This window comes from Xanthomonas sacchari, assembly GCF_024266585.1.
Lineage (GTDB): Bacteria > Pseudomonadota > Gammaproteobacteria > Xanthomonadales > Xanthomonadaceae > Xanthomonas_A > Xanthomonas_A sacchari_C.
This window is the reverse complement of the sequence record NZ_CP100647.1, coordinates 4,786,812-4,809,497: the sequence shown is the minus strand read 5'-3', so window position 1 is coordinate 4,809,497 and position 22,686 is coordinate 4,786,812. Positions and strand designations below refer to the sequence as shown.

Sequence of the window (22,686 nt, the reverse complement as noted above, 5' to 3'; positions counted from 1 at the left end):
CTCCTAGTTAGCGCCGCTTTGCGCTGCTCTTTCTGGACTTCGGCTGCAGCCTGGCCGCACGCTGTTCCAGGTACTCGCCCAGCAGCCCGAGCGGCGGCACGCCGAGCGCCTCGGCGAACTCGACCAGTTCCACGGCGTCGATGCGCCTCTCCCCGCGCTCGCACTTGGATACGAAGGTTTGCGTGGGGGGGAGTGCATGAAGCGGATAGGGGTTTTTCTGGTCGTCCTGGTGGTCCTGGCCTGGGTCGGGTCGAAGCTAGTGCCGCGCAGCGAGCCCGCTGTCGCCGCCGCCGCGCCCGCAGTAGTAGCCGGGGTGCAGCAGAAGCTGGCCCAGCAGCCCGAGGCAACGAAGCCCGAGCCGGAGCGCCCCATAACAGCCGCGGAGAAGAAGGTGCAGCAGGAGAAGTGGTTCGGCGCCGAGACGGTCGTGGCTGCCGAGCGCGCGGTGAGGGACGAGCTGAAGGACCCGGACGCCGCGCAGTTCCGGGACGTGCGTGCCAACTACACCGAGGAGTTCGGCGTGGTCGCCTGTGGCTGGGTCAACGCCAAGAACGAGTTAGGAGGGTACACAGGCTTCCGGCGCTTCGTGTCGGGTGGAAAGAGCGTCATCCTTGAGGGGCGGGACAATGTGGCGGACGCATGGGTTGGCGCTTGCCTGTAGCACCTCCACTAAACGGGAGGCGCCTTGCGCCTCCCGAATCATCATTCGGACTTCTGACCGTTACGCCTTGATTCCACGAGTTCGTCGAAGCGCGCTAGCTGGAGATTCAGCAATCGGCTTGGAAGCATCAGTGAGTACATGAATGCGAAGGCAGCGAAGCCGAGATAAAGCGCTTCCAAGCAGGTGACCAGTCGTCCGTCCGGCTCGCGTTTGGCCACGATGGTCGTCAGAAAGACCAACGCAAGCACAATCAAGTAGGAGATAAAGAGCCACTTATGGCGTACGAGCCGCTGGTAAACGTTGCTCCGCTTGACGGCGTCCGAACGCCACGTGCGCCCTCGATATAGGCCGGGCTCGCCCAGAAGGGTCATCACTGTGATGAGAAAGCCAGCCAGGATCGAGAATACGTTGACGATGACGCCGCGGGCTTCGTCGTTACCGTGGACGAATGGCTGCCCATACCAACCGATCACCGCCGAAACGGCGGTGATCGCGGCGAACAGCCCGATTCGGCTCCAGTCAACTTCGAGGGGACGCACGTCATTGCTCCAGCAGGTTCCCCTGCGTTATCTGGTCAAAGTAGATTCCCATCTCACCCCATACGCTGGTGTGACTGACGGAATTGTCCTTCGTTTCCACCTTCACGCCCGTCTGAAGTCGGATTTCCCCGGAAGTGATGCGTTCGTTCTTCTGGGTGATGATCGTGAACTCGCTTACGGGTGTCTCGGTGTCGTCATCAAGTACCGTCTCCGCGAGATCCTCGATAAAGTCCTTAGAGCTCTGGATCGCACGGGTGTTGCCGTCCAGCTTGACCTCAACATTCACGATGAGGTCCTCCAGCGCCTTCTGTTTGGTCAGCGACTGGTCCTTGCTTACTAGCGCGCCAAGCTCATCGCCGAGAGAACCGAGAGACTTTGCTATCCAACTTGTACGGCGCGCCTTCGGCAAGCTCAGGTCGAAGGCGCTCACGGCCAGTTGGATGGACTTGACGCCGTGATCCTGGATCAGTTGCAACTTGTCCAAGTTGCTCGCAGGAACCAGATCGAAGCCGCTGGACTCATCATGAAGCTCTGCTTCCCTGAAAAGCTGGGACAAGTACAGCGACGCTTTGCTCTTGCTGATACCGTGCCCGCAATAAAGGACATGGTGTTCTTTCAGTAGCAGGAAGCAGTCTCCGTCCTTGAATTCTTTGCCTCTCGGAGGCGGCTGGGCGCCTTCGTCATCTTCGGCGGTAGTCGCCTTGGGCTGGAGCGTTGATGCCTGCACGCCAGGAACATATCGCGTGAGGTGCATCAGCGTACGCCCATTAGAATTGCTGAAGTGCTGAATCCGCACCACGTCTCCGCCGCCGAGCTCGATCTCGGTTGCATCGCAGGTGCTCTTTTTCCTTCGCGCCTTTTTTGCGATCGACTGAAGGTCAAAAGGCTGGTCGTCGCGTCTGGCGCGTAGGTAGTAGACCGTCTTGGTGGTTTGGTCTGCTGGCATTATCCATTTCCCCGTGTGTTGGCATTCCTGAATGGATATTCAGGGACGGGAGGTCCGAAGTCAAAAGTCTGCTCTTGCTGCGTCGCAGCGATTAAGACTGCACAGGCTCGCCAGGCAGCCCGTATCGCGTCCCGGATCGTGCGACTTGATGCCGAGCAGCCCGGACCGAATCGGGCGACACGGACTCACCGGGGAGCTTGGACGAAGTGCTGGTATCAGCGCGCGGGCCGTCCGGGATCGCCGGCAATGGCTATGGCGATCAGAAGTGCTTTCGGTGGCAAGAACAGCCGAGGCCAGCCCAGAGTGACGAACTGAGCAGTCCATCTCTGCGACGCACAGCAGGCCCAGTCCCCCGGCGGCATTCCGCCTCCATGGGAACTTGGAGATGGAGCACGCCTGTGACTACCCCGAACCCAAGAAGCTCAACCCCGAAGAGCTGGCCGAACTGCACGCGCTTCCCGACGAGGCGATGGTCAAGCCTGAGGAAGCCGCCGCGCTCCTGCGGCTGAAGCGCGCCACGTTGGCGTGGTATCGCTGCCGCGGCGGTGGCCCGAAGTACATCCGCGTCGGACCGAAGCTGAGGCGCGCAGGGCGGATCGCGCCAAGAAGCAGGCGATCGGCGCGGGCGAGCTGACGCCTGAACAGCTGGCCGAGACCCTGGCGCAACTCGACCCGTGCGACTTCGGCGAAAAGCAGCACGATCGCTGGCGCGACCTGATGATGGCCTGCCACTTTGCCACCGATGGCGAAGGCCGACAGGAGTTCATCGACTGGTGTATGGGCGACGGCCATTACCTCGGCCAGGAGTGGATCGTCGGTCGCCGCCCGATGCGGTCCAGGCGATGGGCGGGCGCGACGCCCTGGCCCGACGCAGCGAGATGACCTGCATCGGCCCGGTGCCGCGCCTGGACGCCGAGACCTGGGAGCGCATGTCGCAGGAGTACGAGGGGCGGCGCGAGCATGGCAGCGTCAACCGAGGGAGCTGAAAGCCCTACGGCCTTCAGTTCCCCGCCTCAGTCGACTATTGGTCTCTCTTGATCTGAGAGATTCGCCCAGCAGACAGACCGTACTTTGCCGCCACATCCTTGTTGGGAGTGCCAAGGCGCAACTCCGCAGCGATGGCCGCGTTCCGCAGTTCCATCACATTCCGTTCTAGCGTATCGATCTGCAGTGACTGAACTGCAAGTATCTTCTCGTGACGATTCACGTCAGAGCGGATCTGCTCTTGAGCCTGCGCGAGCTTGGCAACTGCTTCCGCAATCAGGCTTTCAGTGGACTTCTTCTTTCCCATATCTCTAATGTCCTGTGTGAACTGCTGCCGGGATAGTGAATTTAGTGTAATTAAATTAAACAACTGAAGTCAACCGCCCGACATTCCATCGGTGGGTGGCGCGATGCCAAGCCCATGATTCGCAAGCCGCAGCGACCGCGGCAGATCCGAGGGAAACACGTCCGGGAAACGATGGCGTTCGCGCCCAACCGTGCCGGTGCAACACGGCGATGGCCTCTCGTGTTCGCCGGAGCAGCCCGGTGTTGGCGATGAAGGTCGTCTTCGCCCGCTGGAACTCCAGTACCACGTTCTCGGTTCCCCATGCCTTTCGGTAGTCCACCCTGGCGATCTCGCGGTAGGGACGGGTGCGCGTGCGCAGCACGCGATACTCCACGTGGTCCGCGTGCAGGACCAGTCTTGGGTTCAGGCTGTTGTGCGCCCACGCGAACCAGGGAAGGAACGTCAGTCCGGCGAACGCGGCCTCCAAGGTGACGATCAAGGGCTTTTTCAAGGCGATCTCCACTGGCGGCGGCGCAGCTTAGCCAGCCGCCGCCGTCGACGTCCAACCGCATGCCGTGTGCAGGCGATTGCAGGCCTCCAGTGCGCGGCCTTCGCCACAAGATTCAGGCAGGCCTGCGCAGCCCTCCGGAAAGGACCGCGCGACGCGGCGCGCGATACGGCGGCCCAAGCCCTTGGATGCTCGCGTTGTTGGCGTCTGCATTGGAGTGTGGTTTCTGCAGACGCGGTCCCTGGTTTCTCGCATCAGCACACCCATCGGCGTCCACCTTTCGCCGACGCTGCATCCAACACACCCGCGCCTGCGCGCGCCTGTCGCCTGCTGCGACGCGGCGGGTCGTGTCGTGCCGGAGTCGTTAGACTGGCGCCCACTTTTCGCTGGAGCGTATGCGCATGAGGTCGTCCTTTTTGCCGGTGTCCCTGATCGGCGTTCCCACCGACATCGGTGCGGGTCATCGCGGCGCGCGCATGGGACCGGAGGCGCTGCGCATCGCCGGCCTGCACGAGGCGCTGGCCAATCGCGGCGTGGAGGTGCGCGACGTCGGCAACATCGACGGCCCGCGCAATCCCTGGCAGGCGCCGGTCGACGGCTACCGCCACCTGGCCGAGGTGGTGGCCTGGAACCGCGCGCTGATGGAGGCCAGCTACGCCGAGCTGCGCGACGGCCGCATGCCGATCGTGCTCGGCGGCGACCACTGCCTGGGCATCGGTTCGATCACCGCGGTGGCGCGGCATTGCCGTGAGCAGGGCCGCAAGCTGCGGGTGCTGTGGCTGGATGCGCACTCGGACTTCAACACCAGCGAGGTCACCCCGTCGGGCAATGTGCATGGCATGCCGGTGGCCTGCCTGTGCGGGCTGGGGCCGAAGGCGCTGACCGAGCTGGGCGGCAGCGCGCCGGCGTTGCGCCCGGAGCAGGTGCGGCAGATCGGCATCCGTTCGGTCGATCCGGACGAGAAGCGGCTGATCAAGCAGCACCGCGTCGACGTGTACGACATGCGCTACATCGACGAGATGGGCATGAAGCGGACCATGGAGGCGGCGCTGGACGGACTGGATGCCGACACCCATCTGCACGTCAGCTTCGACGTCGACTTCCTCGACCCCAGCATCGCCCCGGGCGTCGGCACCACCGTGCCGGGCGGCCCCAACTACCGCGAGGCGCAACTGGTGATGGAGATGATCGCCGACAGCGGGCGCATGGCCTCGCTGGACATCGTGGAGCTGAATCCGGTGCTGGACCACCGCAACCTGACCGCGGAACTGGCCGTGGACCTGGTGGAAAGCCTGTTCGGCAAGTCGACGCTGATGCGGGACTGATCGGCGATCGTGCCAGCCTGAATGGGGTGCGGGTTCATTCACGTGAAATCCACAGCCGTAACGGCAGATTCACCGCCAGACGGTAGCGCGGCGACGCCTATCGCCGCCCACCCCGACCACCTGCGATTGCCGAGGACGACCACGATGAAGCGACTGACCACCCTGTTGATGCTGACCCTGTTCTGCGCTGGCGTGCTGACCGGCTGCAACACCGTCGCCGGCGCCGGCAAGGACATGCAGAAGGCCGGCGAGAAGGTGGAAGACACGGCGAAGGATTGCAGCGCGGGCAAGTGCTGATCGCCGCGGTCGATCGCCTGGCGAAAGACCGAGCCGAATGTTTCGCGCGGTCCACGTGGCCGCGTTCCATGATCATGAAGGAGTGAACCTATGAAGCGTACGTTTGCGTGGATGCTGCTGGCGATGTTCTCGGTGGGCCTGCTGGCCGGTTGCAACACCGTTGCCGGTGCCGGCAAGGACGTGCAGAAGGCGGGCGAGAAGGTCGAAGACGCCGCCAAGAACTGAGCCTCGTCTCGGTGAGGAAAACGGGTCGGCTTGCCGGCCCGTTTTTTTTTGCGCGGCCGCCGGCCGCGGCGTAACGGTTCACGATGCTCATGCCTCCCTGACGCTGCATTGATCGGTCCGCGACGCTGGCTGCGCGAAGCTGCGTGGGCGGCGTACGGCGCCGCACACACATCACGAGAGATGCCATGAACAAAGACATCATTGCCGGCAAGTGGACCCAGCTCAAGGGTAAGATCAAGGCGCAGTGGGGCGACCTCACCGACGACGATTTCGACGTCGCCGAGGGCAACACCCAGTACCTGGCCGGCAAGCTGCAGGAGCGCTATGGCTGGGCGCGCGACCGCGCCGAGAAGGAAGTGCATGCCTTCCGCGACAGCCTGGACAAGGAATACCGCGACTGAGGCGCGCACCGCGCCAGCGTCGCCGACACGGGCCGCATTGCGGCCCGTGCGTTTTTGCGCGTGTGCTGGCTCAGCGCGCCGGCGGGTCGGACACGTAGTCGCCGGGGAAGGCATTCGGTGCGACCGCCACACGCGGCGGCGGCAGGTCGCGCGGCAGCACGCCGCGTGCGATCAGCCGCGCGCGGCTGTCGTAGCGCAGCTGGGTCCGCTGCATCGGCACGTCGCTGGCGCGCTGGAAGTCGGTCACGCGCGAGGGCGACCATTCGCGCGCGCCGTGGCCGGTGCCCAGACGTTGCCGCACGTGTGCAGCGGGGTTGCCCTCGCGTGCATACGCCCGCGCGTCGGCCGCCGGTGCCGCGGCGAGCGACGCGGCTGCGCTGCGCTCCGGGGTGCCGGCGGCCGCTGCCGGTGCAGGCATCGCCTCCGCGGGCGGGGCGCCCGGCGTGGCCGCGCGTGCGGTCGCGGCGGCCGCACGCGCGGCGTCGACGCTCGCCTCGCCCAGGGCGACATCGGGCCACGCCCGCGCCTCGTCGAATACCGCCATGCCGATCACGCCGACGTTGCGCGGGCGCCCGGTGCGTGCGGCATAGCTGTCGTCCAGGTCGGTGAACACGAACTGCGCCACGTCCTCGGACGATTTGCGCCAGCCGGCGATCTCGGTACGTTGCCACGGCGCCAGCACATAGCCGCGCTGGTCGCTGGCCGCGGTCTGGCCGCTGACTGCGTTGACACCGTCCACCGACAGCACCACCAGCACCCGTGCGCCGGTCAGGTTGGTCAGGCGCAGCGCATAGCGATGGCCGGGCGTGGCGGCGATCCAGCGCTCGCCGCGCCAGGCGTGCGCGGGCAGCGGCGCATCGTCGGCATCGCGATCGATCACCTGCAACTGCACCGCCGGCGCCGAGGCGGGCGGCGCAGACCATGGACGGAAGCCGCACAGCCCGCCGATGCACAGCAGGGCGAAGGCGAGTACGGCGAGGCAACGGCGGGGCAGGAACGTAGCAAGAGCATGCATCGCGGGGACTCCAGGACGGGGACGCTGGATTGAACGACCCACGCGCCGGAACGGGGTTGGCGCGCAGCGGGTAAACTCGCCGGGTTTCCCCCAGACTGTCCCTTCCGCATGACCACCCGCGTTCTCACCGGCATCACCACCTCCGGCACGCCGCACCTGGGCAACTACGTCGGCGCCATTCGCCCCGCGCTACAGGCCAGCCGGCGCCCCGGCATCGAGAGTTTCTTCTTCCTGGCGGACCTGCACAGCCTGATCAAGGCGCAGGACCCGGCGCGCACCCAGCGCTCGACCCTGGAGATCGCGGCGACGTGGCTGGCGGCGGGCCTGGACCCGGCGCAGGTGTGGTTCTACCGTCAGTCGGACGTGCCGGAGACCAACGAGCTGACCTGGTTCCTGACCTGCGTCGCCGGCAAGGGCATCCTCAACCGGGCGCACGCCTACAAGGCGGCGGTGGACAAGAACCGCGCCGAGGGCGAGGACGACGATGCCGGGGTCACCGCCGGATTGTTCATGTATCCGGTGCTGATGGCCGCCGACATCCTGCTGTTCAAGGCGCAGCAGGTGCCGGTGGGCCGCGACCAGATCCAGCACATTGAGATGGCGCGCGATTTCGCGCAGCGCTTCAACCACGTCTACGGCCGCGAGCACTTCGTCCTGCCCGACGCGCTGATCGACGAGCAGGTGGCGACGTTGCCCGGATTGGACGGGCGCAAGATGAGCAAGAGCTACGACAACACCATTCCGCTGTTCGCTCCGCGCGAGGAGTTGAAGAAGCGGGTGTTCGCCATCGTCACCGATTCGCGCGCGCCCGGCGAGCCGAAGGAGACCGAAGGCTCGGCGCTGTTCCAGCTGTACCAGGCCTTCGCCAGCGCCGAGGAGACCGCCGCGTTCGCGCAGGCGTTCGCCGCCGGCATCGGCTGGGGCGAGGCCAAGCAGCAGTTGTTCGAGCGCATCGATGCCGAGATCGCGCCGATGCGGGGGCGCTACGAGGCGCTGATGGCGCGCCCGCAGGATATCGAGGCGATCCTGCGCGACAACGCGCAGCGCCTGCGCGAACGCTATGCGATCCCGTTCCTGGCCGAGCTGCGGCACGCGGTGGGCCTGCGCGACCTGGCGGCGCAGGCCGGCGACGCTGCCGCAGCGACGACGGCCAAGCCGGCGCTGCCGAGCTTCAAGCAGTACCGCGAGGCCGACGGCCAGTTCTATTTCAAGCTGCTCGATGGCGAAGGCACGCTGCTGCTGCAGAGCGGCGGCTTCGCCTCGCCGCGCGATGCCGGGCAGACCATCGCCGCGCTCAAGCGGGCCGCGCAGGCCGAGGCGCTGCAGGCGGCGCCGGTGACCCTGGAAGCATCGGCCGAGACGGTGCTGGCGGCGCTGGCGCGGTTGCGCGAGGCGGGCTGAGCGCTCGCACGGTGGTCCGTCGTAGGAGCGGCTTCAGCTGCGACGCTTTGGCGTTGAAGCGTCGCGGCTGAAGCCGCTCCTACAGACAAACGACGCGTTCCATTGCGACATCCGAAGCGCGCGTGTTTGCTGGTCGCATGCAGTCGGGACTGAAGTCCCTCCCACACTGGGCTGTCACGGTCTGCGGCGGTTCCGGCATTCGTCCTCATCCGGCCCTTGCCGCCCGGGACTGGCGGCGCCCTCCATACCGCCTAGAATGGAGCCTCGCCCAGCCACGCTTCTGCGCCATGCCACGCGACTCCAGCATCCATCTTGTCGATACCGGCTTCCAGCGCGCGCAGTTCGATGCCGCCTACCTGATCGTGGAGAACGGGCGCGGCGCCTTCGTCGACTGCGGCACCAGCCACGCCGTGCCGGTGCTGTTGGACGCAGTGGCGAACGCCGGCCTGGCGCCGGGCGAGGTGGACTGGTTGATCCTCACCCACGTGCACCTGGACCACGCCGGCGGCGCCGGCGCGCTGCTGCAGCACTTGCCGAATGCGCGGCTGCTGGTGCATCCGCGCGGTGCCCCGCACATGATCGATCCGGCGCGGCTGATCGCCGGCGCCACCGCGGTGTACGGCGAGGCGGAGATGGCACGCAGCTACGGCCGCATCGTGCCGGTGCCGGCCGCGCGCGTGGTGGTGGCCGAGGACGGCCATCGCGTGTCGCTGGGCGCGCGCGAGCTGCTGTGCATCGACACTCCGGGCCACGCCCGCCATCACCTGTGCGTGTGGGACGCGCGCAGCCGCAGCTGGTTCAGCGGCGACACCTTCGGCCTGTCCTACCGCGAACTGGACAGCGCGCGCGGCGCGTTCGCGATCCCGACCTCATCGCCGGTGCAGTTCGAACCGGGGGCGATGCAGGCGTCGATCCAGCGCATGCTCGGCTACGCGCCGCAGACGCTGTATCTCACCCACTACGGTCCGGTGGAGGGCGCCGACACGCTGGCGGCCGAATTGCAGGAGCAACTGGAGGCGATGGTGGCGATCGCGCGCGGCTGCGACGGCCGCTCCGACCGCCATCGTTGCCTGGTCGCGGCGCTGACCGCGTTGTATCTGGAGCGCGCGCGGCTGCATGGCTGTCGGCTGGACGATGCCGGCGTGGAGCGCGTGCTGCACATGGACATCGAGCTCAACGCGCAGGGCCTGGCCTGCTGGCTGGACCGCCCCGTGCGCTGAACGGCACCTCGCCTCGCGCACGCGAAAACGTCGCCGCGCTGTCTCGGCGCGACGCCATTCTCTACACTGTGCGGCCCGCTTGTTGCCAGGTCGTGACCGTGAACCCGATGCGCATGTTGCTGCTGTCCGCTTCCCTGTTCATGGGAGATGCGGCACAGGCGGCCAACGATGCACTGGCTGGCGAGACGGGCGGCGACGCCGACGCACTGGAGCGGCATGCATTGCCGGCGGCGTGCGACGCCTCTGAAGGCCGTGGCCCGGCGATGCCGGGCTGAGCGATTTTGCAGGAAGACGATGCCGGGTCTGAGGCACGCTGGCCACCACGGCAAGTCGGTTGCGCAGTGCTGGCGCCTGTTGGCGATGGCCGCCGACGCGCACGGTTGTGCTGGGTGTCGCGGCAGAAGGGACTTCCCAATAGTGCTGCAGGGTCATCCGTAGGAGCGGCTTCAGCCGCGACGGGCGTTACCGGTCACGCCTGTTGCGGCTGACGCCGCTCCTACGGGGGGACGATGCGCTGTCGGGCGAGTCGTGACGAGAAGGGCCACTGACCGGTCAGACGCACGCTGGCGCTGCAGGGCGGCCGCCGCTCAGCGCTCAGGCAGTGGTATCGATCAATCCGCCGACGATGCCCTGATTGAGCAGGTCGCCGGTCACCGTGCCGCTGAGGCTGGGGTTGGACTGCAGCAGGGACGACAGCTGCGGGGTCAGGCCCTGGCTGCTGAAGACACCATTGGCGTTGTACAAGCCGGGCATCGACGGCGGCGCGCTGATGGTCCCGAGCAGGCCCTGGTCGTACGTCTGGGTGGCCTGGTCGAGGGTGGGATACGGCGAGGTGGTCGTCGAGGTCGCGGTGCCGGTGCCGCTGGTCGACGTCGAGGGATCGGTGCTGGACCCGGAGGTGCCGGTGGTCGTGGTCGAACGCGCGTCGCTCGGGCCCGCGCTGACGATGCTGTTGAACAGCCCGGCTGCGTTGTAGGTCAGGCCCATGTCGGCCGGGATGGTCCCCGCGAGGCCGCCGAGGCCGAAGATCACCGAGGCGTCGCCGGACAGTTCCACGGCCTGCTGCACGGCGGCCGGGTCGTTGCTGCTGACGACCGGATTGCCGGCCTGGGCCGCGTCGCTGGAGGCGCCGGGGCTGGAAAAACCATACGGCGAGGCCCCATACGGAGTGACGGTGCCCAGCGGCGACAGTGCGGTATCGATGGCCATGGCGGTGCTCGGCGAGCAGGTGTATGTGCGTACAGATACGCCCGTGCGGCTGAACCGTCTCTTAGGTATTTCGGGTGACCGCGAAGCGCCGGAGCAGGTGCCAGCCGCGTCGGCATGGACGTCCATTGATCGGCGAAGACGTCAGTGCCGGAACTGCATTGAGCAGCACAGTCCTTGCGCGAGACCGATCGCGTTTCCTCCGCGGGAGCGCAGCGCGGGACGGCCGCGCACAGGGCGGCCACTGACGCGACGCGGCGCGCTCGTACTGGCCTGCAACACCGGCCTGGTGGTGCGGGTGGAACGCCGGGCGCCGCTGCGGCGGGTGGCGGCCGGCTGTGCTGCCACGGTGAATGACCTGCCGGCACCCACTACGGTTATCGTGCCAGCTGTGGCGAATCACGGTCTCGCCGCGCCGACGCGACCCCGCAGGCAGTCGGGCGCCTCAGCGCGACGGACGGCGCGGCGTGGTGGCTTTGCAGGGATACCGTTTGGCCAAGGCCTGCACGACCAGGTCGCTGGCGCGCGCGTCCAGGCGTGCGTCGGGCAGCGCGGCGAGATCGGCGACCAGTGCCTGGATATCTGGTGGGCCGGACTGGCCGGCCGGTCGGCACCATCGCGTGCCCTCGCTGCCGGCCGCGATGCCGAGCATGTATGCCGCCGCCGTGCGCGAGGACACCATGACCCGCAGTTCCTGCGGTTGCTGCGGGCCCAGGTCGGCCGCCAGGGAGCCGTCCAGCGGGGCTTCCAGCAACTGGTGTCCGTTCAAGTCCCAGGGGGCAGCCGGCGGGCGTGCTGCGCTGTTGCTGCTGAGCGCGGCCAGCAAGGGCAGCGCGAGCCAGGTGCGGTGTGATGCCATACGCGACTCCTTTCTCGACGAGTGACCTGCGCGCCGCGGCGGCGAGAACGCGCGGGTGATCCGGCGTGCGCGCAGAGCAGGTGCTCTAGAATAGCCGCCCCCCGCTGTCTCTGGGACCGCCCGATGCCTTCCGCTCCTGTCGCTGCCGCGCCTGCGCGCGGCGGCTTCGTCGTTCTCGCTCTGTTCCTGGTCTATGTGGTCTGGGGTTCGACCTATCTGGCGATCCGCTTCGCCCTGGAAGGCGGTGCGCCGCCGCTGAGCGTGGTGTCGGGCACCCGCTTCGTGATCGCCGGCAGCGTGCTGTACGCGGTGCTGCGCTGGCGCGGCGTGGCCGCGCCCACGCGCGCGCAGTGGCGGCCGCTGGCCATGCTCGGCGCGCTGATGCTGGTCTGCGGCAACGGCCTGGTGGTGCTGGCCGAGCGCCAGGTGTCCTCGGGGCTGGCGGCGGTGGCGGTGGCCTCGGTGCCGCTGTGGATGGCGCTGTTCGGCACGCTGCGCGGCCACCACGCCAGCCGCGGCGAATGGCTGGGCATCGTGGTTGGCTTCGCCGGGGTGGTGTGGCTCAATGCCGGCAGTAGCCTCACTGCCAGCCCGCTGGGCCTGGTGCTGCTGTTGATCGCGCCGATCGGCTGGGCATTCGGCTCGGTGTGGTCGCGCGGGCGCGACCTGCCGATGCCGTTCATGGCCGCGGCCGGGCAGATGCTGTGTGGCGGCGCCATGCTGGTGGCGATCGGCCTGCTCAGCGGCGAACGCCTGCACGCCCTGCCGAGCGCGCAGGGGATGCTGGCGGTGGCCTACCTGTGCGTGTTCGGCTCGATCGTCGCCTTCACCGCCTACGTGTGGCTGCTGCAGAACGTGCGCCCGGCGCTGGCCGGCAGCTATGCCTACGTCAATCCGGTGATCGCGGTGGCGCTGGGCAGTTGGCTCGGCAGCGAACGCTTCAGCGCCAGCGATTTCGGTGCGATGGCAGTGATCCTGGCCGGCGTGGTGGTGATCACCTTGGCGAGGACCCGGCGATGACCGCGGCCGCCGGGCAGGACGCGCGGCGCGGCCTGTGGATCACCGCGGCGACCTTCGCGCTGTGGGGCGTGGTGCCGGTGTACTGGCACCTGCTGCAGGCGGTGCCGTCGCCGCACATCATCGCCCACCGCATCATCTGGAGCACGCTGCTGGTGGTGGCCTGGCTGGTGTACAGCGCGCGCCTGCAGTGGTGGCGGCGCATCGCCGCGCAGCCGCGCGCGCTGGCCACGCTGGCGCTGAGCAGTGTGGCGATCGCCTTCAACTGGGGCCTGTACATCTGGGCGGTCAATGCCGGCCACGTGATCGAGACCAGCCTGGGCTACTTCATCAATCCGCTGGTCAACGTGCTGCTGGGCGTGCTGGTGCTGCGCGAGCGGCTGCGTCCGCTGCAATGGCTGGCGGTGGCCTGCGCTGCGCTCGGCGTGGCCTGGCTGACGGTCGATGCCGGCACGCTGCCGTGGATCGCGCTGGGCCTGGCCGGCTCGTTCGGGCTGTACGGCCTGCTGCGCAAGCTGGTGCAGGTGGATGCGGTGGCCGGGCTTGGCGTGGAGAGCCTGTACCTGTTCCTGCCGGCGCTGGGCTTCGTGCTGTGGGGCGAGGCCGGCCACGGCGGCGGCTTTACCGGCGGCTGGGGCTGGCGCAACGATCTGCTGCTGGCGTTCGGCGGCGTGGTGACCGCGGTGCCGCTGATCGGCTTCGCATACGGCGTGCGGCGCATCCCGCTGTCGCTGGTGGGCCTGCTGCAGTACATCGCGCCGAGCCTGCAACTGCTGCTGGGCGTGTGGTTCTTCCGCGAGCCGTTCGATGCCGGCAAGGCCATCGGCTTTGCCGCGATCTGGATCGGGTTGTTGCTGTTCGCCGGTGAGAGCTTGTGGCGGTCGGGCGTGTGGCGGCGAGCGGGGATTAGGGATTAGGGATTAGGAATTCGGGATTGGTAAAAGCAGCAGCGCAGTCCGCCGTTACGAATCCCCAATCCCGACTCCCGGCTTTCCACAGCCGAATGGCTGGTCATCCCGGCTCAGCCGCGGCTACCGCTCGCCGCCGGCCCACCGGTCAGTTGCAGATCGGGATCCGCACGCGGTGGCAGCGGCTGCGGGCAGCGGCCGCCGTGGCTCGGCGACTGCAGGTCGGCGAACCAGTCCTCCACGGTCGGCCCCAGCAGGTCCAGCCGCATCGGCAGGCTCAGGTGGTTTTCGCCGGGCATCTCCAAGTAGTGCGCGCGCGGCGCGTCCAGCGCCAGCAGGCGGCCATGCGCCACCGGGATGTGCTGGTCGGCGCTGCCGTGCAGCAACAGCACGCAGGCCGGCGCGGCGCGCGCGGCGGCGGTGACGTCGACCTGGTCCAGGTTCAGCGCCAGGCGCTGGTTGGCGCTGGCGATCACCGCGTCCAGGTTCTGCCCGCCGTAGCGCCAGCGCGCCAGGTCCATCGCCGCGCTGGCCATCCAGCCGCGCGGGTGGCTGGCGAGCATGTGCGGGATCATGTCGCGGATGCCGCGGCCGGCGTTGGCGAAGGATTCCATCGCGACCACGCCGTCGACCTGGTCGCCGAGCTTCTGCGCGGCGAACAGCGCGGTGGCCGCGCCGTAGGACACGCCGAACAGGTATACCGGGCCCTGCACCTCGCCGCTGGCGCGCAGCGCGCGGATCACCGCGACCACGTCGTCGGACTCGCGGGTGCCGTAGCCGGCCGGGCCGCCGCCGGAACGGCCGTGGTTGCGCAGGTCGATGCTGATGCTGCGGTAGCCGGCCTGGGCCAGGTCCAGCGACCACGGCAGCAGCGAGTCGCCGTCCATCATCCAGCCGTGCAGCAGCACCACGGTGCCGCGCGGGGCGACACGCGTGGCCGGCGCCGGGGTCGCCACCTCCATGGCGAAGTCGGCATGCTCGCGGCCGCTGGCGTCGCGGCCGGCGTGCTCGTAGCGGTAGCGCATGTGGTAGTCGCCCGGGTCGATGGCGCGCCAGAAGATCGGGATGCCGCCCGGCACCACCACGTGGCCGCTGCGGTTGGGCAGGGTCGCCAGCAGGCTCTGGATGCGTTCCTCGTCCATCAGCGGCGACACGCCGCCCGGCGCGACCAGGCGGTCGCTGAGCGAGGTGGAGGAGCAGCCGCTCAGCCACAGGCTGGCGCAGAGGACGAGCAACAGGCGCAGGCGCGAGGACATGGACGGGGCGGCGTTGAACCAAATGGCCGCGCAGGCTAGCGCCTCGGCGGCGGCCGTTCTACCGCGTTTCGATGACGAAACGATGACGCGTCAGCGGCCATTGGGCCGGGCCGGTGGTTCCGGCCCGGCACCGTGGCGCCGGTGCTACAGCGCGCGCAGGGCGGTGGTGATCGGCAGCCGCGCCGCGCGCAGCGCCGGGAACAGGCCGCCGACCAGGCCGATGCCCAGCGCCCACTTCAGCCCGGTCCACAGCAGCGGCGGGGAGACCTTGAACTGGAACACCACCTGGCTGAAGTTGCTGCCCAGGGTGGAGACGCTGTAGCCGTTGAAGATGGCCCAGGCGATCAGCCCGCCCAGCACCCCGCCGAGCAGCGCCAGCAGCATGGTCTCCAGCATCACCGCCACCACCACCGGCAGCCCGCGGAACCCCAGCGCGCGCATCGTGGCGATCTCGCGGGCGCGGGTGGCGACCGCGGCGTACATGGTGTTGAGCGCGCCGAACACCGCGCCGATCGCCATGATGGTGCCGATGAAGGTGCCGAGGACCTCCAGCACCTTGCTGAGGTTGCCGCCCTGCTTGCGGTAGTACTCGCGGGTGGTGAACACGTCCAACTTCAGCCGCGGGTCGGCGTCCATCGCCGCCTTGAACTGGCGGTAGCCGTCCTGGCCCTGGGTCCGCACGCTGATCGACTGGTAGGCGCTGCGGTTGTAGGTGGTGGCCAGGGTCTGGGTGTCGGTCCACAGCTCCGAGTCGTGGGCATCGCCGCTGGCGAACACGCCGACCACGGTCCAGGCCTGGTTGCCCAGGGTCAGGGTCTGGCCGAGCTGCAGGCCGCGGAACTGCGACTGCGCGCCCTTGCCGACCACGATCTCGCGCAGGCCGGGTTTGAAGCGCCGGCCCTCCACGAGCCTGACCTTGTCGTGCACCGCCCAGCCCTGCTCGCCGACGCCGCGGAACTGCGCGTTGACGTCGCTGCCGTCGGACTTGGACTGCAGGTTCACCACCTGCGACAGTTCCGGCGAGACCAGCGGGCGGTTGTCGGCGCCGCGCGCCACGCCGGCCAGGCTGGCGATCAGCGGCACCTGGTCGCGGGTGATGACCGAGTTGGTCTCGGCCTGCGAGCCGCCGCGCAGGACGATGGCGGTGGTGTCGTCGCCGGTGCTGTCCAGGGTGGCCTGGAAGCCCTGGCCCATCGCCAGCATGGCCACCAGCACGCCGACCACGCCGGCGATGCCGACCACGATCACCGAACTGGCCCCCCAGCGCTGCGGCAGGCTGGCGATGCCGATGCGCGCGGCCGCCAGCGACAGCCGGCCGCTGCGGGTGACCAGCAGCAGCACGACGATCACCGCCACCAGCGCCAGCACCAGGAACCAGGGCAGGGCGATCCACACGCCCAGGCACAGCGCGAGCGCCGCGATCGCCAGGACATTCCATAACCATTGCATCTTCATTGCGTTGTTCCTCGGGTCTGCGTCGCCGTCCGTGGCCGTGATGTTCTGGAGAGAAGCGGCGGGCTCAGCGCCCGGCCAGGGCGTCGACGATCTTCAGCCGCTGCGCGCGCAGCGCCGGCAGCAGGCCGACCACCAGGCCGATGACCAGCATCAGCGCGATGCCGATCAGCCAGGTCTGCATCGGCACCGCATGCACCGGCAGCGCACCGCGGCTGGCGCTGGCCAGCACCGGGATCGCCACCGACGCCAGCGCCATGCCGAGCAGGCCGCCGAGCACGATCAGCAGCACCGACTCCACGATCACCAGGGTCAGCACCGTGCGGTCCTGGAAGCCCAGGGTCTTGAGCGTGGCCAGCTCGGGGATGCGCTCGCGCACCGCCTGCGCCATGGTGTTGCCGGTCAGCAGCACCAGGGTGAAGAACACCGCGCCCATGATCGAGGTGACGATCAGGCCGATGTCGGCGAACTGCTTCACGAACGCCTGCTGGAACGCCGACTCGGTCTGCGACTTGGTCTCGTGGTCGGAGTTGGCCGACAGCGCATCGATCGCCTGCGCCACGCGCGAAGCATGCTCGGGGTTGTCCAGCCGCACCGTGTACCAGCTGACCCGGCCCTTGATGTAGTCGTTGCTCTCGTCGAAGTACTTCCAGTTCATCATCAACTGGTTCTCGGCCTGCACGTTGGCGCGGTCCTTGGCGCGGAAGATCGCCTTCAGCTCCAGCGGCCAGTCGTTGCTGCCGCCACGCGGGAAGATGGTGGCCTGCAGCGGGATCACGTCGCCGACCTTCCAGCCGTTCTTCTTCGCCAAGGCCTCGCCCACCGCCGCACCGGTGCGGGTTTCGCGGAACGCCTTGAGCTGTTCCGGCGGCACCACGTATTCGCTGTACAGGTCGAAGAAGTTCGGCGCGACCGAGAAGTTGGGGAAGAAGTCCTTGGGGTCCTTGTAGATGCCGCCGAACCACATCGCATAGGTCACGTCGCGCACGCCGGGCACGTTGCGGATCTGCGCTTCCAGGCGCACCGGCAGGGACTGGGTGATCGACAGGCGCGAGGCCACGACCAGGCGGTTGACGCCTTCCACCGAGCCGCCGGCGGTGAACGCCACGCGCACCGAGTCGAGCAGGCCGAACAGCAGGAACGCGACGATCACCGAGAACAGGGTCAGCAGCGTCCGTGTCTTGCTGCGGAACAGTTGTGCCCAGATCAACGAGAAATACTTCATGGCATCGCCTCGCTCAGTGCGCGGCCGGCGCGTCGGCCAGCTCGCCCTTGTCCAGGTGCACGGTGTGGGTGGCGTACTCGGCGGCCTTGGGATCGTGGGTGACCATGACGATGGTCTTGCCGTGGCTGCGGTTGAGTTCCTGCAGCAGGCCCAGCACGTCCTCGGCCGAGCGCCGGTCCAGGTCGCCGGTGGGTTCGTCGCAGATCAGGAAGGTGGGGTCGGAGACGATGGCGCGGGCGATGGCCACGCGCTGCTGCTGGCCGCCGGACAGTTCGCTGGGCTTGTGATTGCGGCGGTCGGCCAGGCCGACCAGGGTCAGGGCGATTTCGGCATTGCGCTTGCGCTGGGCGGCGCCGAGCGAGGTCAGCAGCAGCGGCAGTTCGACGTTCTTCTGCGCGGTGAGCATCGGCATCAGGTTGTAGAACTGGAACACGAAGCCGACGTGGTGGCTGCGCCAGGTGGCGAGCTGGCCGCCGCTCATGCGGTCGATGCGCTGGCCTTCGATCTCGATCTCGCCGCCGCTGGGCGAGTCCAGGCCGCCGATCAGGTTGAGCAGAGTGGTCTTGCCGGAACCGGACGGGCCCATCAGGGCGACGAAGTCGCCGCGGGCGATGTCCAGGTCGATGCCATGCAGGACCTGGACTTTCTCGGGGCCGCGCTGGTAGGTCTTGGTGACGTTGCGCAGGGTGACGAGGGTGGACATGGTGGTGTTCCTGGCGGTGGACGAGGTGGAGGCGATGTGTCGCCGCTGGCGGCGAGGGGATTACCGTTGCGGATGTGGTGCAGTTTCGGTGCAGTTGTTGCTGTTGCTGTTGCTTCTGCCGTTGCGGTTGTTCTTGCTTTTGATTTACTGGGTTCCCTTCCGAAGCGGCGGCCAGTGCGGGGAAAAACCCCGAAGGGGCGGCGCACATGGATGTGCGCCGTCCGCGGCAGGGGCAGGATGCCCCTTCCGCGGATCCCCGTGCTGGACGCGGACCCGGAGCGCGTAGCGCGGAGGGCGCGTAGGCAGGGTGTGCTTTCTTTTGGTTACTTTTCTTTGCACAAGCAAAGAAAAGTAACTCGCCGTCAGGCGAAAGCTTTGCTCTTGCTCTTGCTCTTGCTGTTGCGGTGGCGATCGCTAGATCGTAGGAGCGGCTTCAGCCGCGACATGCATTACCGATCATGTGGGGCGCGGCTGAAGCCGCTCCTACAGACCTTCTCGTCTGACACGCAAACTTCAAGCAACAGCAAAGGCTTTCGCCCTAACGGGCGAGTTACTTTTCTTTGCTCGCGCAAAGAAAAGTAACCAAAAGAAAGCGCGCCCTGCCTTGCGCCCTCCGCGCTGCGCGCTCCGGGTCCGCGGATGCACCGGGGATTCGCGGAAGGGGCATCCTGCCCCTGCCGCGAACGGCGCACATCCATGTGCGCCGCCCTTCGGGTTTTTCCCCGGTCCATCCGCCGCTGCGGAAGGGAACCCGGTAGAGCAACAGCAACAGCAACTGCAACTGCAAAAGCAAAAGCAAAAGCAACTGCAAAAAGCAGAGGCAACAGCGCCCTTCGGGAATTCGTTCCTCATGGCTACTGAACCGAGGAAGCCGCTGAAGCAGAAGCACAAACACTGGAATAACAACTGCAACTGCAACTGCAACTAGAGCTAGAGCTAGAGCAATGTGGCTACGGTGGGGGCGCAGCTGGAAAAACCGACTACCGGCAAGTGCGACGTGGAAACACCGGCGCAATGCGCAGCACCCATCGTGCGTCGCGCTACTGCGCGGCCGCCTCCGCCGTCTTCACCTGCATGCCCGCATGCAAGGTCTCCGGCGGATCCAGCACCACCGTGTCGCCCGCAGCCAGGCCGGACAGCACCTGGCGGTCGTCGCCCAGGGCGATGCCGGTCTTCAGCGCGCGCTGCGCCACCGTGTTGTCCTCCTGCACCGCGAACGCCACGTCCTGGCCGTCGCGCTTGACGATCGCCGCGCCCGGCACCCGCACGCCCTGCGGCGTGTTCTGCGCCTGCGGCTGCGGCGCCTCCAGGAAACTGACCCGCACCCCCATCTCCGGCACGATCCGCGCGTCCTTCTGTTTCAGCGCCACCCGCACCTTCACCGTCGCCTTGCCGCGATCGGCGGAGGGAATGATCGCGATCACCTCGGCCGGGATCTTCCAGTCCGGATACGCGTTGAGCACCGCTTCCACCGGCATGCCCGGCTTGACCCGGCCGATGTAGGACTCGCCCACCTCAACCTCGATCTCCAGCGAATCCATGTCGACGATGGTGCCGATGCCGGTGCGGGTGAAACCGCCGCCGGCCGACAGCGGTGAGACGATCTCGCCCGGCTGCGCCGCCTTGGCGGTGACCACGCCGGAGAACGGCGCGCGCACGATGGTGTTGTCGACGTTGAGGTCGGAGATCGACAGCTGGTTGCCGGCCACCGCCACGTTGCGCTGCGCGTTCTGCAGCTGCGCGCGCAGCGCGTCGCGCTGCGCCACCGCCTGCTCGTACTGCGAACGCGAGACCAGTTGCTGGCCGACCAGGGTCTGCAGCCGCTGCGCATCGGCGTCGGCCTGGCGCACCTGCGCCTGCATGTTGGCGACCAGGCTGCGCGCCGCCTCCAGTTGCGAGGCCGACAGCACCCGCTGCGCGTTGGCATCGATCGGGTCCAGCGTCGCCATCACCTGGCCCTGCTCGACGCGCATGCCTTCCTCGATGCGCACCTCGCGGACCTTGCCGGTGATCTTGGCCGAGACCGTGGCCATGCGCCGCGCCACCACATAACCGCTGGCGTCCAGCACCGAGGCGCTGCTGCTGCCGGGGGCGATCGCCACCACCGCGGCGGTGCGCACCTCCAGCGGCTTGCTGCGGCCGAACAGCAGCCAGGCGCCGGCGCCCAGGGCGAGCAGCACCAGCAGCACCACGGCGATCCACAGCCCGCGCCGCGACGGCGGCTCGCTCGGCGGCGCCTTGCGGTCGATACGGAGTTCCTTGAGCAGGTCGGAGGAAGTACTCATCGTGTCCTTGAACGAAACGGTCGGCGCGCTGCAGTGTGCGAGTACCCGGTCGCGGTGGGCATGGCCGGAAGTCACTTTCTGCGATGCGCTGTAGCGGGAGAACGCCGCCCCTCGGCGTGGACCGCAGCATGCGGCAATCGTGCGGGGGCTGCCAGTGACAGATGTCATCCGCTGCAGTTGACGCGCCGCACTGGGCGATGGCCGCGCTGCGGCGCAGCCTAGGCACTCCCCGCCACCACCGGAATGTCCCATGCACGATCACGATGCGTTGCCGCTGGCGCAGCTCAGCGGCGTCCACAAGCGCTACGGCGCGCTGGTCGCGCTCGACGGCGTCGACCTGCAGTTGCGCCGCGGCCAGGTGCTGGCGCTGCTGGGCGCCAACGGCGCCGGCAAGAGCACCGCGGTGGGCCTGCTGCTCGGGCTGCAGACGCCCGACGCCGGCAGCGCGCGCCTGTGCGGGCAGGATCCGCGGTCGCTGGCGGCGCGCCGCCAGGCCGGGGCGATGCTGCAGACCGCCGGGCTGCCGGAGACGCTGCGCGTGGGCGAACTGCTGTTGCAGGCGCGCGGCTACTACCCGCAGCCGCGCAGCGTCGCCGACTGCGTGGCGCTGGCCGGTCTGGACGGGTTGATGGCGCGCCGCTACGGCCAACTGTCCGGCGGCCAGCAGCGACGCGTGCAGTTCGCGATGGCGATCTGCGGGCGGCCGCGGGCGCTGTTCCTGGACGAGCCCAGCACCGGCCTGGACATCGAGGCGCGGCAGGGCCTGTGGCGCGGGATCCGCGAACTGGTCGCCGACGGCTGCGCGGTGCTGCTGACCACGCACTATCTGGAAGAGGCCGAGGCGCTGGCCGACCGGGTGGCGGTGCTGCAGCGCGGCACGCTGATCGCCGAGGGCGGCGTCGCCGAACTGCGCGCGCGCTTCGAGCAATGCACGATCCGCTGCCGCAGCGCGCTGCCGGCGGCGCAGGTGGCGCAGTGGCCGCAGGTGCGCCGCGCCGACAGCCGCGACGGCGTGCTGGAGGTGGTCGCCGAGCCGGCCGAGCCGGTGGTGGCGCGCCTGCTCGCCAGCGATCCGGCGCTGACGGCGCTGGAAGTCCGCCGCGCCGGCCTGGCCGATGCCTTTCTCGCCATCACCCGTGCGGAGGCCGCATGAACCCGATCGATCTTTCCGTTGCCTCGCCGGCGGCCGCCTGGTCGTTGCGCGACCAGCTCGCGCTGCTGCTGCGCGAGATCCGCTACGAGGTGCTGCGCTGGCTGCGCACGCCGTCGTTCGCCTTGCCCACGCTGCTGTTTCCGCCGCTGTTCTACCTGTTGTTCGGCGTGCTGCTCAATCATGGGCGCCACGACGCGGCGGTGTACCTGATGGCCAGCTACAGCGTGTTCGGGGTGATGGCGCCGGCGCTGTTCGGGTTCGGCGTCGGCCTGGCCCTGGACCGCGAGCGCGGCCTGCTGGCGCTCAAGCGGGCGATGCCGGTGCCGCCGCTGGCGCTGCTGCTGGCGCGGACCGCCCTGGCGATGGCGTTCGCGCTGGCGATCGGGGTGCTGCTGCAGGCGCTGGCGGCGTTGCTCGGCGGGGTCGCGCTGGCCCCGGGCCAGCGGCTCTGGCTGCTGCTGGTGGACGTGCTGGGCACGCTGCCGTTCTGCGCGATCGGGCTGGCGCTGGGCGCCTATGCCGGCGGCAGCGGTGCGCCGGCGCTGGTCAACCTGATCTACCTGCCGATGGCGTTCCTGTCCGGGCTGTGGATTCCGTTGCAACTGCTGCCGGCATGGCTGACCACGCTGGCGCCGCTGTGGCCGTCCTACCACCTCGGTCAGCTTGCGCTGCGCGTGGTCGGGCAGGGCGACGGACACGGCAGCGCCGCCGGCCATGTCGCCGCGCTGCTGGCGGTGACGGTGGTGTGCTACGCACTGGCGCAGCGGCGCCTGCGGCGCGGCTGATGGCGTACCGTGCCGATCCCGGCGCCGCC

General features: G+C 68.4%; 26 protein-coding genes. 13 read left to right on the top strand and 13 right to left on the bottom strand.

Going from position 1 to position 22,686, the window contains the following annotated elements; all coding sequences use genetic code 11:
* Nucleotides 1-7 precede the first annotated feature (7 nt).
* Nucleotides 8-133, bottom strand: a complete 126-nt coding sequence (locus NKJ47_RS20735) for a hypothetical protein (protein WP_302329799.1) — start codon at nucleotides 131-133, stop codon at nucleotides 8-10.
* A 63-nt stretch (nucleotides 134-196) separates the two neighbouring features.
* Here NKJ47_RS20735 and NKJ47_RS20365 point away from each other — a divergent pair, with 63 nt between their 5' ends.
* Complete coding sequence (locus NKJ47_RS20365) at nucleotides 197-661, top strand: hypothetical protein (RefSeq protein ID WP_254459518.1); 465 nt, start codon at nucleotides 197-199, stop codon at nucleotides 659-661.
* A gap of 41 nt (nucleotides 662-702) precedes the next feature.
* On the opposite strand, the gene NKJ47_RS20360 is transcribed toward NKJ47_RS20365, so the two are convergent.
* Entirely contained in the window at nucleotides 703-1,200 is a 498-nt protein-coding gene (locus NKJ47_RS20360) for a hypothetical protein (protein ID WP_232131726.1), read from the bottom strand.
* A gap of 1 nt (nucleotide 1,201) precedes the next feature.
* Nucleotides 1,202-2,146 (bottom strand): hypothetical protein, encoded by a 945-nt coding sequence (locus NKJ47_RS20355; protein WP_254459517.1) that lies wholly within the window; start codon nucleotides 2,144-2,146, stop codon nucleotides 1,202-1,204.
* 525 nt (nucleotides 2,147-2,671) lie between these two features.
* Between NKJ47_RS20355 and NKJ47_RS20350 the strand changes: the two genes are divergently transcribed.
* Nucleotides 2,672-3,028, top strand: coding sequence for a PriCT-2 domain-containing protein (locus NKJ47_RS20350; RefSeq protein WP_254459516.1), 357 nt, complete (start codon nucleotides 2,672-2,674; stop codon nucleotides 3,026-3,028).
* Between the two features lie 139 nt (nucleotides 3,029-3,167).
* Here NKJ47_RS20350 and NKJ47_RS20345 read toward each other — a convergent pair whose 3' ends face one another.
* Both NKJ47_RS20345 and NKJ47_RS20340 read right to left on the bottom strand, forming a co-directional pair.
* On the bottom strand, nucleotides 3,168-3,437 hold the full coding sequence (locus NKJ47_RS20345; protein ID WP_104562876.1) for a hypothetical protein: 270 nt from the start codon (nucleotides 3,435-3,437) through the stop codon (nucleotides 3,168-3,170).
* A gap of 55 nt (nucleotides 3,438-3,492) precedes the next feature.
* Nucleotides 3,493-3,927 (bottom strand): hypothetical protein, encoded by a 435-nt coding sequence (locus tag NKJ47_RS20340; RefSeq protein ID WP_254459515.1) that lies wholly within the window; start codon nucleotides 3,925-3,927, stop codon nucleotides 3,493-3,495.
* 398 nt (nucleotides 3,928-4,325) lie between these two features.
* On the opposite strand from NKJ47_RS20340, the gene rocF reads away from it, so the two are divergent.
* The 4 genes from rocF to NKJ47_RS20320 all read left to right on the top strand — a co-directional run bounded on the left by rocF (nucleotide 4,326) and on the right by NKJ47_RS20320 (nucleotide 6,172).
* Complete coding sequence (gene rocF, locus NKJ47_RS20335) at nucleotides 4,326-5,249, top strand: arginase (RefSeq protein WP_254459514.1); 924 nt, start codon at nucleotides 4,326-4,328, stop codon at nucleotides 5,247-5,249.
* A gap of 144 nt (nucleotides 5,250-5,393) precedes the next feature.
* Nucleotides 5,394-5,546: an entericidin A/B family lipoprotein gene (locus tag NKJ47_RS20330; RefSeq protein WP_017908941.1), complete on the top strand. Its 153-nt coding sequence runs from the start codon at nucleotides 5,394-5,396 to the stop codon at nucleotides 5,544-5,546.
* A gap of 90 nt (nucleotides 5,547-5,636) precedes the next feature.
* Nucleotides 5,637-5,771 carry an entericidin A/B family lipoprotein gene (locus NKJ47_RS20325; protein ID WP_160966335.1) on the top strand — a complete coding sequence of 45 codons (135 nt, stop codon included), beginning with the start codon at nucleotides 5,637-5,639 and terminating at the stop codon, nucleotides 5,769-5,771.
* A 185-nt stretch (nucleotides 5,772-5,956) separates the two neighbouring features.
* Nucleotides 5,957-6,172 (top strand): CsbD family protein, encoded by a 216-nt coding sequence (locus tag NKJ47_RS20320; protein ID WP_254459513.1) that lies wholly within the window; start codon nucleotides 5,957-5,959, stop codon nucleotides 6,170-6,172.
* A 70-nt stretch (nucleotides 6,173-6,242) separates the two neighbouring features.
* On the opposite strand, the gene NKJ47_RS20315 is transcribed toward NKJ47_RS20320, so the two are convergent.
* Nucleotides 6,243-7,187 (bottom strand): hypothetical protein, encoded by a 945-nt coding sequence (locus NKJ47_RS20315; protein WP_254459512.1) that lies wholly within the window; start codon nucleotides 7,185-7,187, stop codon nucleotides 6,243-6,245.
* A 108-nt stretch (nucleotides 7,188-7,295) separates the two neighbouring features.
* Here NKJ47_RS20315 and NKJ47_RS20310 point away from each other — a divergent pair, with 108 nt between their 5' ends.
* The 3 genes from NKJ47_RS20310 to NKJ47_RS20300 all read left to right on the top strand — a co-directional run bounded on the left by NKJ47_RS20310 (nucleotide 7,296) and on the right by NKJ47_RS20300 (nucleotide 10,083).
* Complete coding sequence (locus NKJ47_RS20310) at nucleotides 7,296-8,588, top strand: tryptophan--tRNA ligase (protein ID WP_254459511.1); 1,293 nt, start codon at nucleotides 7,296-7,298, stop codon at nucleotides 8,586-8,588.
* Between the two features lie 287 nt (nucleotides 8,589-8,875).
* Nucleotides 8,876-9,808, top strand: coding sequence for an MBL fold metallo-hydrolase (locus NKJ47_RS20305; RefSeq protein ID WP_254459510.1), 933 nt, complete (start codon nucleotides 8,876-8,878; stop codon nucleotides 9,806-9,808).
* A gap of 107 nt (nucleotides 9,809-9,915) precedes the next feature.
* Entirely contained in the window at nucleotides 9,916-10,083 is a 168-nt protein-coding gene (locus NKJ47_RS20300) for a peptidase (RefSeq protein WP_254461484.1), read from the top strand.
* Between the two features lie 319 nt (nucleotides 10,084-10,402).
* On the opposite strand, the gene NKJ47_RS20295 is transcribed toward NKJ47_RS20300, so the two are convergent.
* Nucleotides 10,403-11,017 (bottom strand): hypothetical protein, encoded by a 615-nt coding sequence (locus NKJ47_RS20295; RefSeq protein ID WP_254459509.1) that lies wholly within the window; start codon nucleotides 11,015-11,017, stop codon nucleotides 10,403-10,405.
* A gap of 442 nt (nucleotides 11,018-11,459) precedes the next feature.
* On the bottom strand, nucleotides 11,460-11,873 hold the full coding sequence (locus NKJ47_RS20290; RefSeq protein ID WP_254459508.1) for a Rap1a/Tai family immunity protein: 414 nt from the start codon (nucleotides 11,871-11,873) through the stop codon (nucleotides 11,460-11,462).
* A 123-nt stretch (nucleotides 11,874-11,996) separates the two neighbouring features.
* On the opposite strand from NKJ47_RS20290, the gene yedA reads away from it, so the two are divergent.
* Nucleotides 11,997-12,893 (top strand): drug/metabolite exporter YedA, encoded by an 897-nt coding sequence (yedA, locus tag NKJ47_RS20285; protein ID WP_254459507.1) that lies wholly within the window; start codon nucleotides 11,997-11,999, stop codon nucleotides 12,891-12,893.
* Nucleotides 12,890-13,807 (top strand): EamA family transporter RarD, encoded by a 918-nt coding sequence (rarD, locus tag NKJ47_RS20280; protein ID WP_254459506.1) that lies wholly within the window; start codon nucleotides 12,890-12,892, stop codon nucleotides 13,805-13,807. Before yedA ends, rarD begins: the two co-directional genes overlap by 4 nt.
* A gap of 104 nt (nucleotides 13,808-13,911) precedes the next feature.
* On the opposite strand, the gene NKJ47_RS20275 is transcribed toward rarD, so the two are convergent.
* The 5 genes from NKJ47_RS20275 to NKJ47_RS20255 form a co-directional block, all read right to left on the bottom strand.
* On the bottom strand, nucleotides 13,912-15,054 hold the full coding sequence (locus NKJ47_RS20275) for an alpha/beta fold hydrolase (protein WP_254459505.1): 1,143 nt from the start codon (nucleotides 15,052-15,054) through the stop codon (nucleotides 13,912-13,914).
* 144 nt (nucleotides 15,055-15,198) lie between these two features.
* Nucleotides 15,199-16,509, bottom strand: coding sequence for an ABC transporter permease (locus tag NKJ47_RS20270; protein WP_254459504.1), 1,311 nt, complete (start codon nucleotides 16,507-16,509; stop codon nucleotides 15,199-15,201).
* 64 nt (nucleotides 16,510-16,573) lie between these two features.
* A complete protein-coding gene (locus NKJ47_RS20265) occupies nucleotides 16,574-17,731 on the bottom strand; it encodes an ABC transporter permease (protein ID WP_254459503.1) in 1,158 nt (385 codons plus the stop codon).
* Nucleotides 17,732-17,744: 13 nt separating this feature from the next.
* On the bottom strand, nucleotides 17,745-18,434 hold the full coding sequence (locus NKJ47_RS20260) for an ABC transporter ATP-binding protein (RefSeq protein WP_048489272.1): 690 nt from the start codon (nucleotides 18,432-18,434) through the stop codon (nucleotides 17,745-17,747).
* A gap of 1,040 nt (nucleotides 18,435-19,474) precedes the next feature.
* Nucleotides 19,475-20,719: an efflux RND transporter periplasmic adaptor subunit gene (locus NKJ47_RS20255; protein WP_254459502.1), complete on the bottom strand. Its 1,245-nt coding sequence runs from the start codon at nucleotides 20,717-20,719 to the stop codon at nucleotides 19,475-19,477.
* A gap of 250 nt (nucleotides 20,720-20,969) precedes the next feature.
* On the opposite strand from NKJ47_RS20255, the gene NKJ47_RS20250 reads away from it, so the two are divergent.
* Both NKJ47_RS20250 and NKJ47_RS20245 read left to right on the top strand, forming a co-directional pair.
* The gene (locus tag NKJ47_RS20250; protein ID WP_254459501.1) at nucleotides 20,970-21,872 is read left to right on the top strand and encodes an ABC transporter ATP-binding protein; all 903 of its coding nucleotides are present in this window, start codon (nucleotides 20,970-20,972) and stop codon (nucleotides 21,870-21,872) included.
* Entirely contained in the window at nucleotides 21,869-22,657 is a 789-nt protein-coding gene (locus NKJ47_RS20245) for an ABC transporter permease (protein ID WP_254459500.1), read from the top strand. The genes NKJ47_RS20250 and NKJ47_RS20245 overlap by 4 nt, the downstream gene beginning before the upstream one ends.
* The last annotated feature ends 29 nt before the right edge of the window (nucleotides 22,658-22,686 follow it).

Excerpts from the sequence above, each read along its gene's own strand:
- NKJ47_RS20365 (WP_254459518.1), top strand. The coding sequence starts at position 197 with ATGAAGCGGATAGGGGTTTTTCTGGTCGTCCTGGTGGTCCTGGCCTGG.
- NKJ47_RS20355 (WP_254459517.1), bottom strand. The coding sequence starts at position 2,146 with ATGCCAGCAGACCAAACCACCAAGACGGTCTACTACCTACGCGCCAGA.
- NKJ47_RS20345 (WP_104562876.1), bottom strand. The coding sequence starts at position 3,437 with ATGGGAAAGAAGAAGTCCACTGAAAGCCTGATTGCGGAAGCAGTTGCC.
- rocF (WP_254459514.1), top strand. The coding sequence starts at position 4,326 with ATGAGGTCGTCCTTTTTGCCGGTGTCCCTGATCGGCGTTCCCACCGAC.
- NKJ47_RS20330 (WP_017908941.1), top strand. The coding sequence starts at position 5,394 with ATGAAGCGACTGACCACCCTGTTGATGCTGACCCTGTTCTGCGCTGGC.
- NKJ47_RS20325 (WP_160966335.1), top strand. The coding sequence starts at position 5,637 with ATGAAGCGTACGTTTGCGTGGATGCTGCTGGCGATGTTCTCGGTGGGC.
- NKJ47_RS20320 (WP_254459513.1), top strand. The coding sequence starts at position 5,957 with ATGAACAAAGACATCATTGCCGGCAAGTGGACCCAGCTCAAGGGTAAG.
- NKJ47_RS20315 (WP_254459512.1), bottom strand. The coding sequence starts at position 7,187 with ATGCATGCTCTTGCTACGTTCCTGCCCCGCCGTTGCCTCGCCGTACTC.
- NKJ47_RS20310 (WP_254459511.1), top strand. The coding sequence starts at position 7,296 with ATGACCACCCGCGTTCTCACCGGCATCACCACCTCCGGCACGCCGCAC.
- NKJ47_RS20305 (WP_254459510.1), top strand. The coding sequence starts at position 8,876 with ATGCCACGCGACTCCAGCATCCATCTTGTCGATACCGGCTTCCAGCGC.
- NKJ47_RS20300 (WP_254461484.1), top strand. The coding sequence starts at position 9,916 with ATGCGCATGTTGCTGCTGTCCGCTTCCCTGTTCATGGGAGATGCGGCA.
- NKJ47_RS20295 (WP_254459509.1), bottom strand. The coding sequence starts at position 11,017 with ATGGCCATCGATACCGCACTGTCGCCGCTGGGCACCGTCACTCCGTAT.
- NKJ47_RS20290 (WP_254459508.1), bottom strand. The coding sequence starts at position 11,873 with ATGGCATCACACCGCACCTGGCTCGCGCTGCCCTTGCTGGCCGCGCTC.
- yedA (WP_254459507.1), top strand. The coding sequence starts at position 11,997 with ATGCCTTCCGCTCCTGTCGCTGCCGCGCCTGCGCGCGGCGGCTTCGTC.
- rarD (WP_254459506.1), top strand. The coding sequence starts at position 12,890 with ATGACCGCGGCCGCCGGGCAGGACGCGCGGCGCGGCCTGTGGATCACC.
- NKJ47_RS20275 (WP_254459505.1), bottom strand. The coding sequence starts at position 15,054 with ATGTCCTCGCGCCTGCGCCTGTTGCTCGTCCTCTGCGCCAGCCTGTGG.
- NKJ47_RS20270 (WP_254459504.1), bottom strand. The coding sequence starts at position 16,509 with ATGAAGATGCAATGGTTATGGAATGTCCTGGCGATCGCGGCGCTCGCG.
- NKJ47_RS20265 (WP_254459503.1), bottom strand. The coding sequence starts at position 17,731 with ATGAAGTATTTCTCGTTGATCTGGGCACAACTGTTCCGCAGCAAGACA.
- NKJ47_RS20260 (WP_048489272.1), bottom strand. The coding sequence starts at position 18,434 with ATGTCCACCCTCGTCACCCTGCGCAACGTCACCAAGACCTACCAGCGC.
- NKJ47_RS20255 (WP_254459502.1), bottom strand. The coding sequence starts at position 20,719 with ATGAGTACTTCCTCCGACCTGCTCAAGGAACTCCGTATCGACCGCAAG.
- NKJ47_RS20250 (WP_254459501.1), top strand. The coding sequence starts at position 20,970 with ATGCACGATCACGATGCGTTGCCGCTGGCGCAGCTCAGCGGCGTCCAC.
- NKJ47_RS20245 (WP_254459500.1), top strand. The coding sequence starts at position 21,869 with ATGAACCCGATCGATCTTTCCGTTGCCTCGCCGGCGGCCGCCTGGTCG.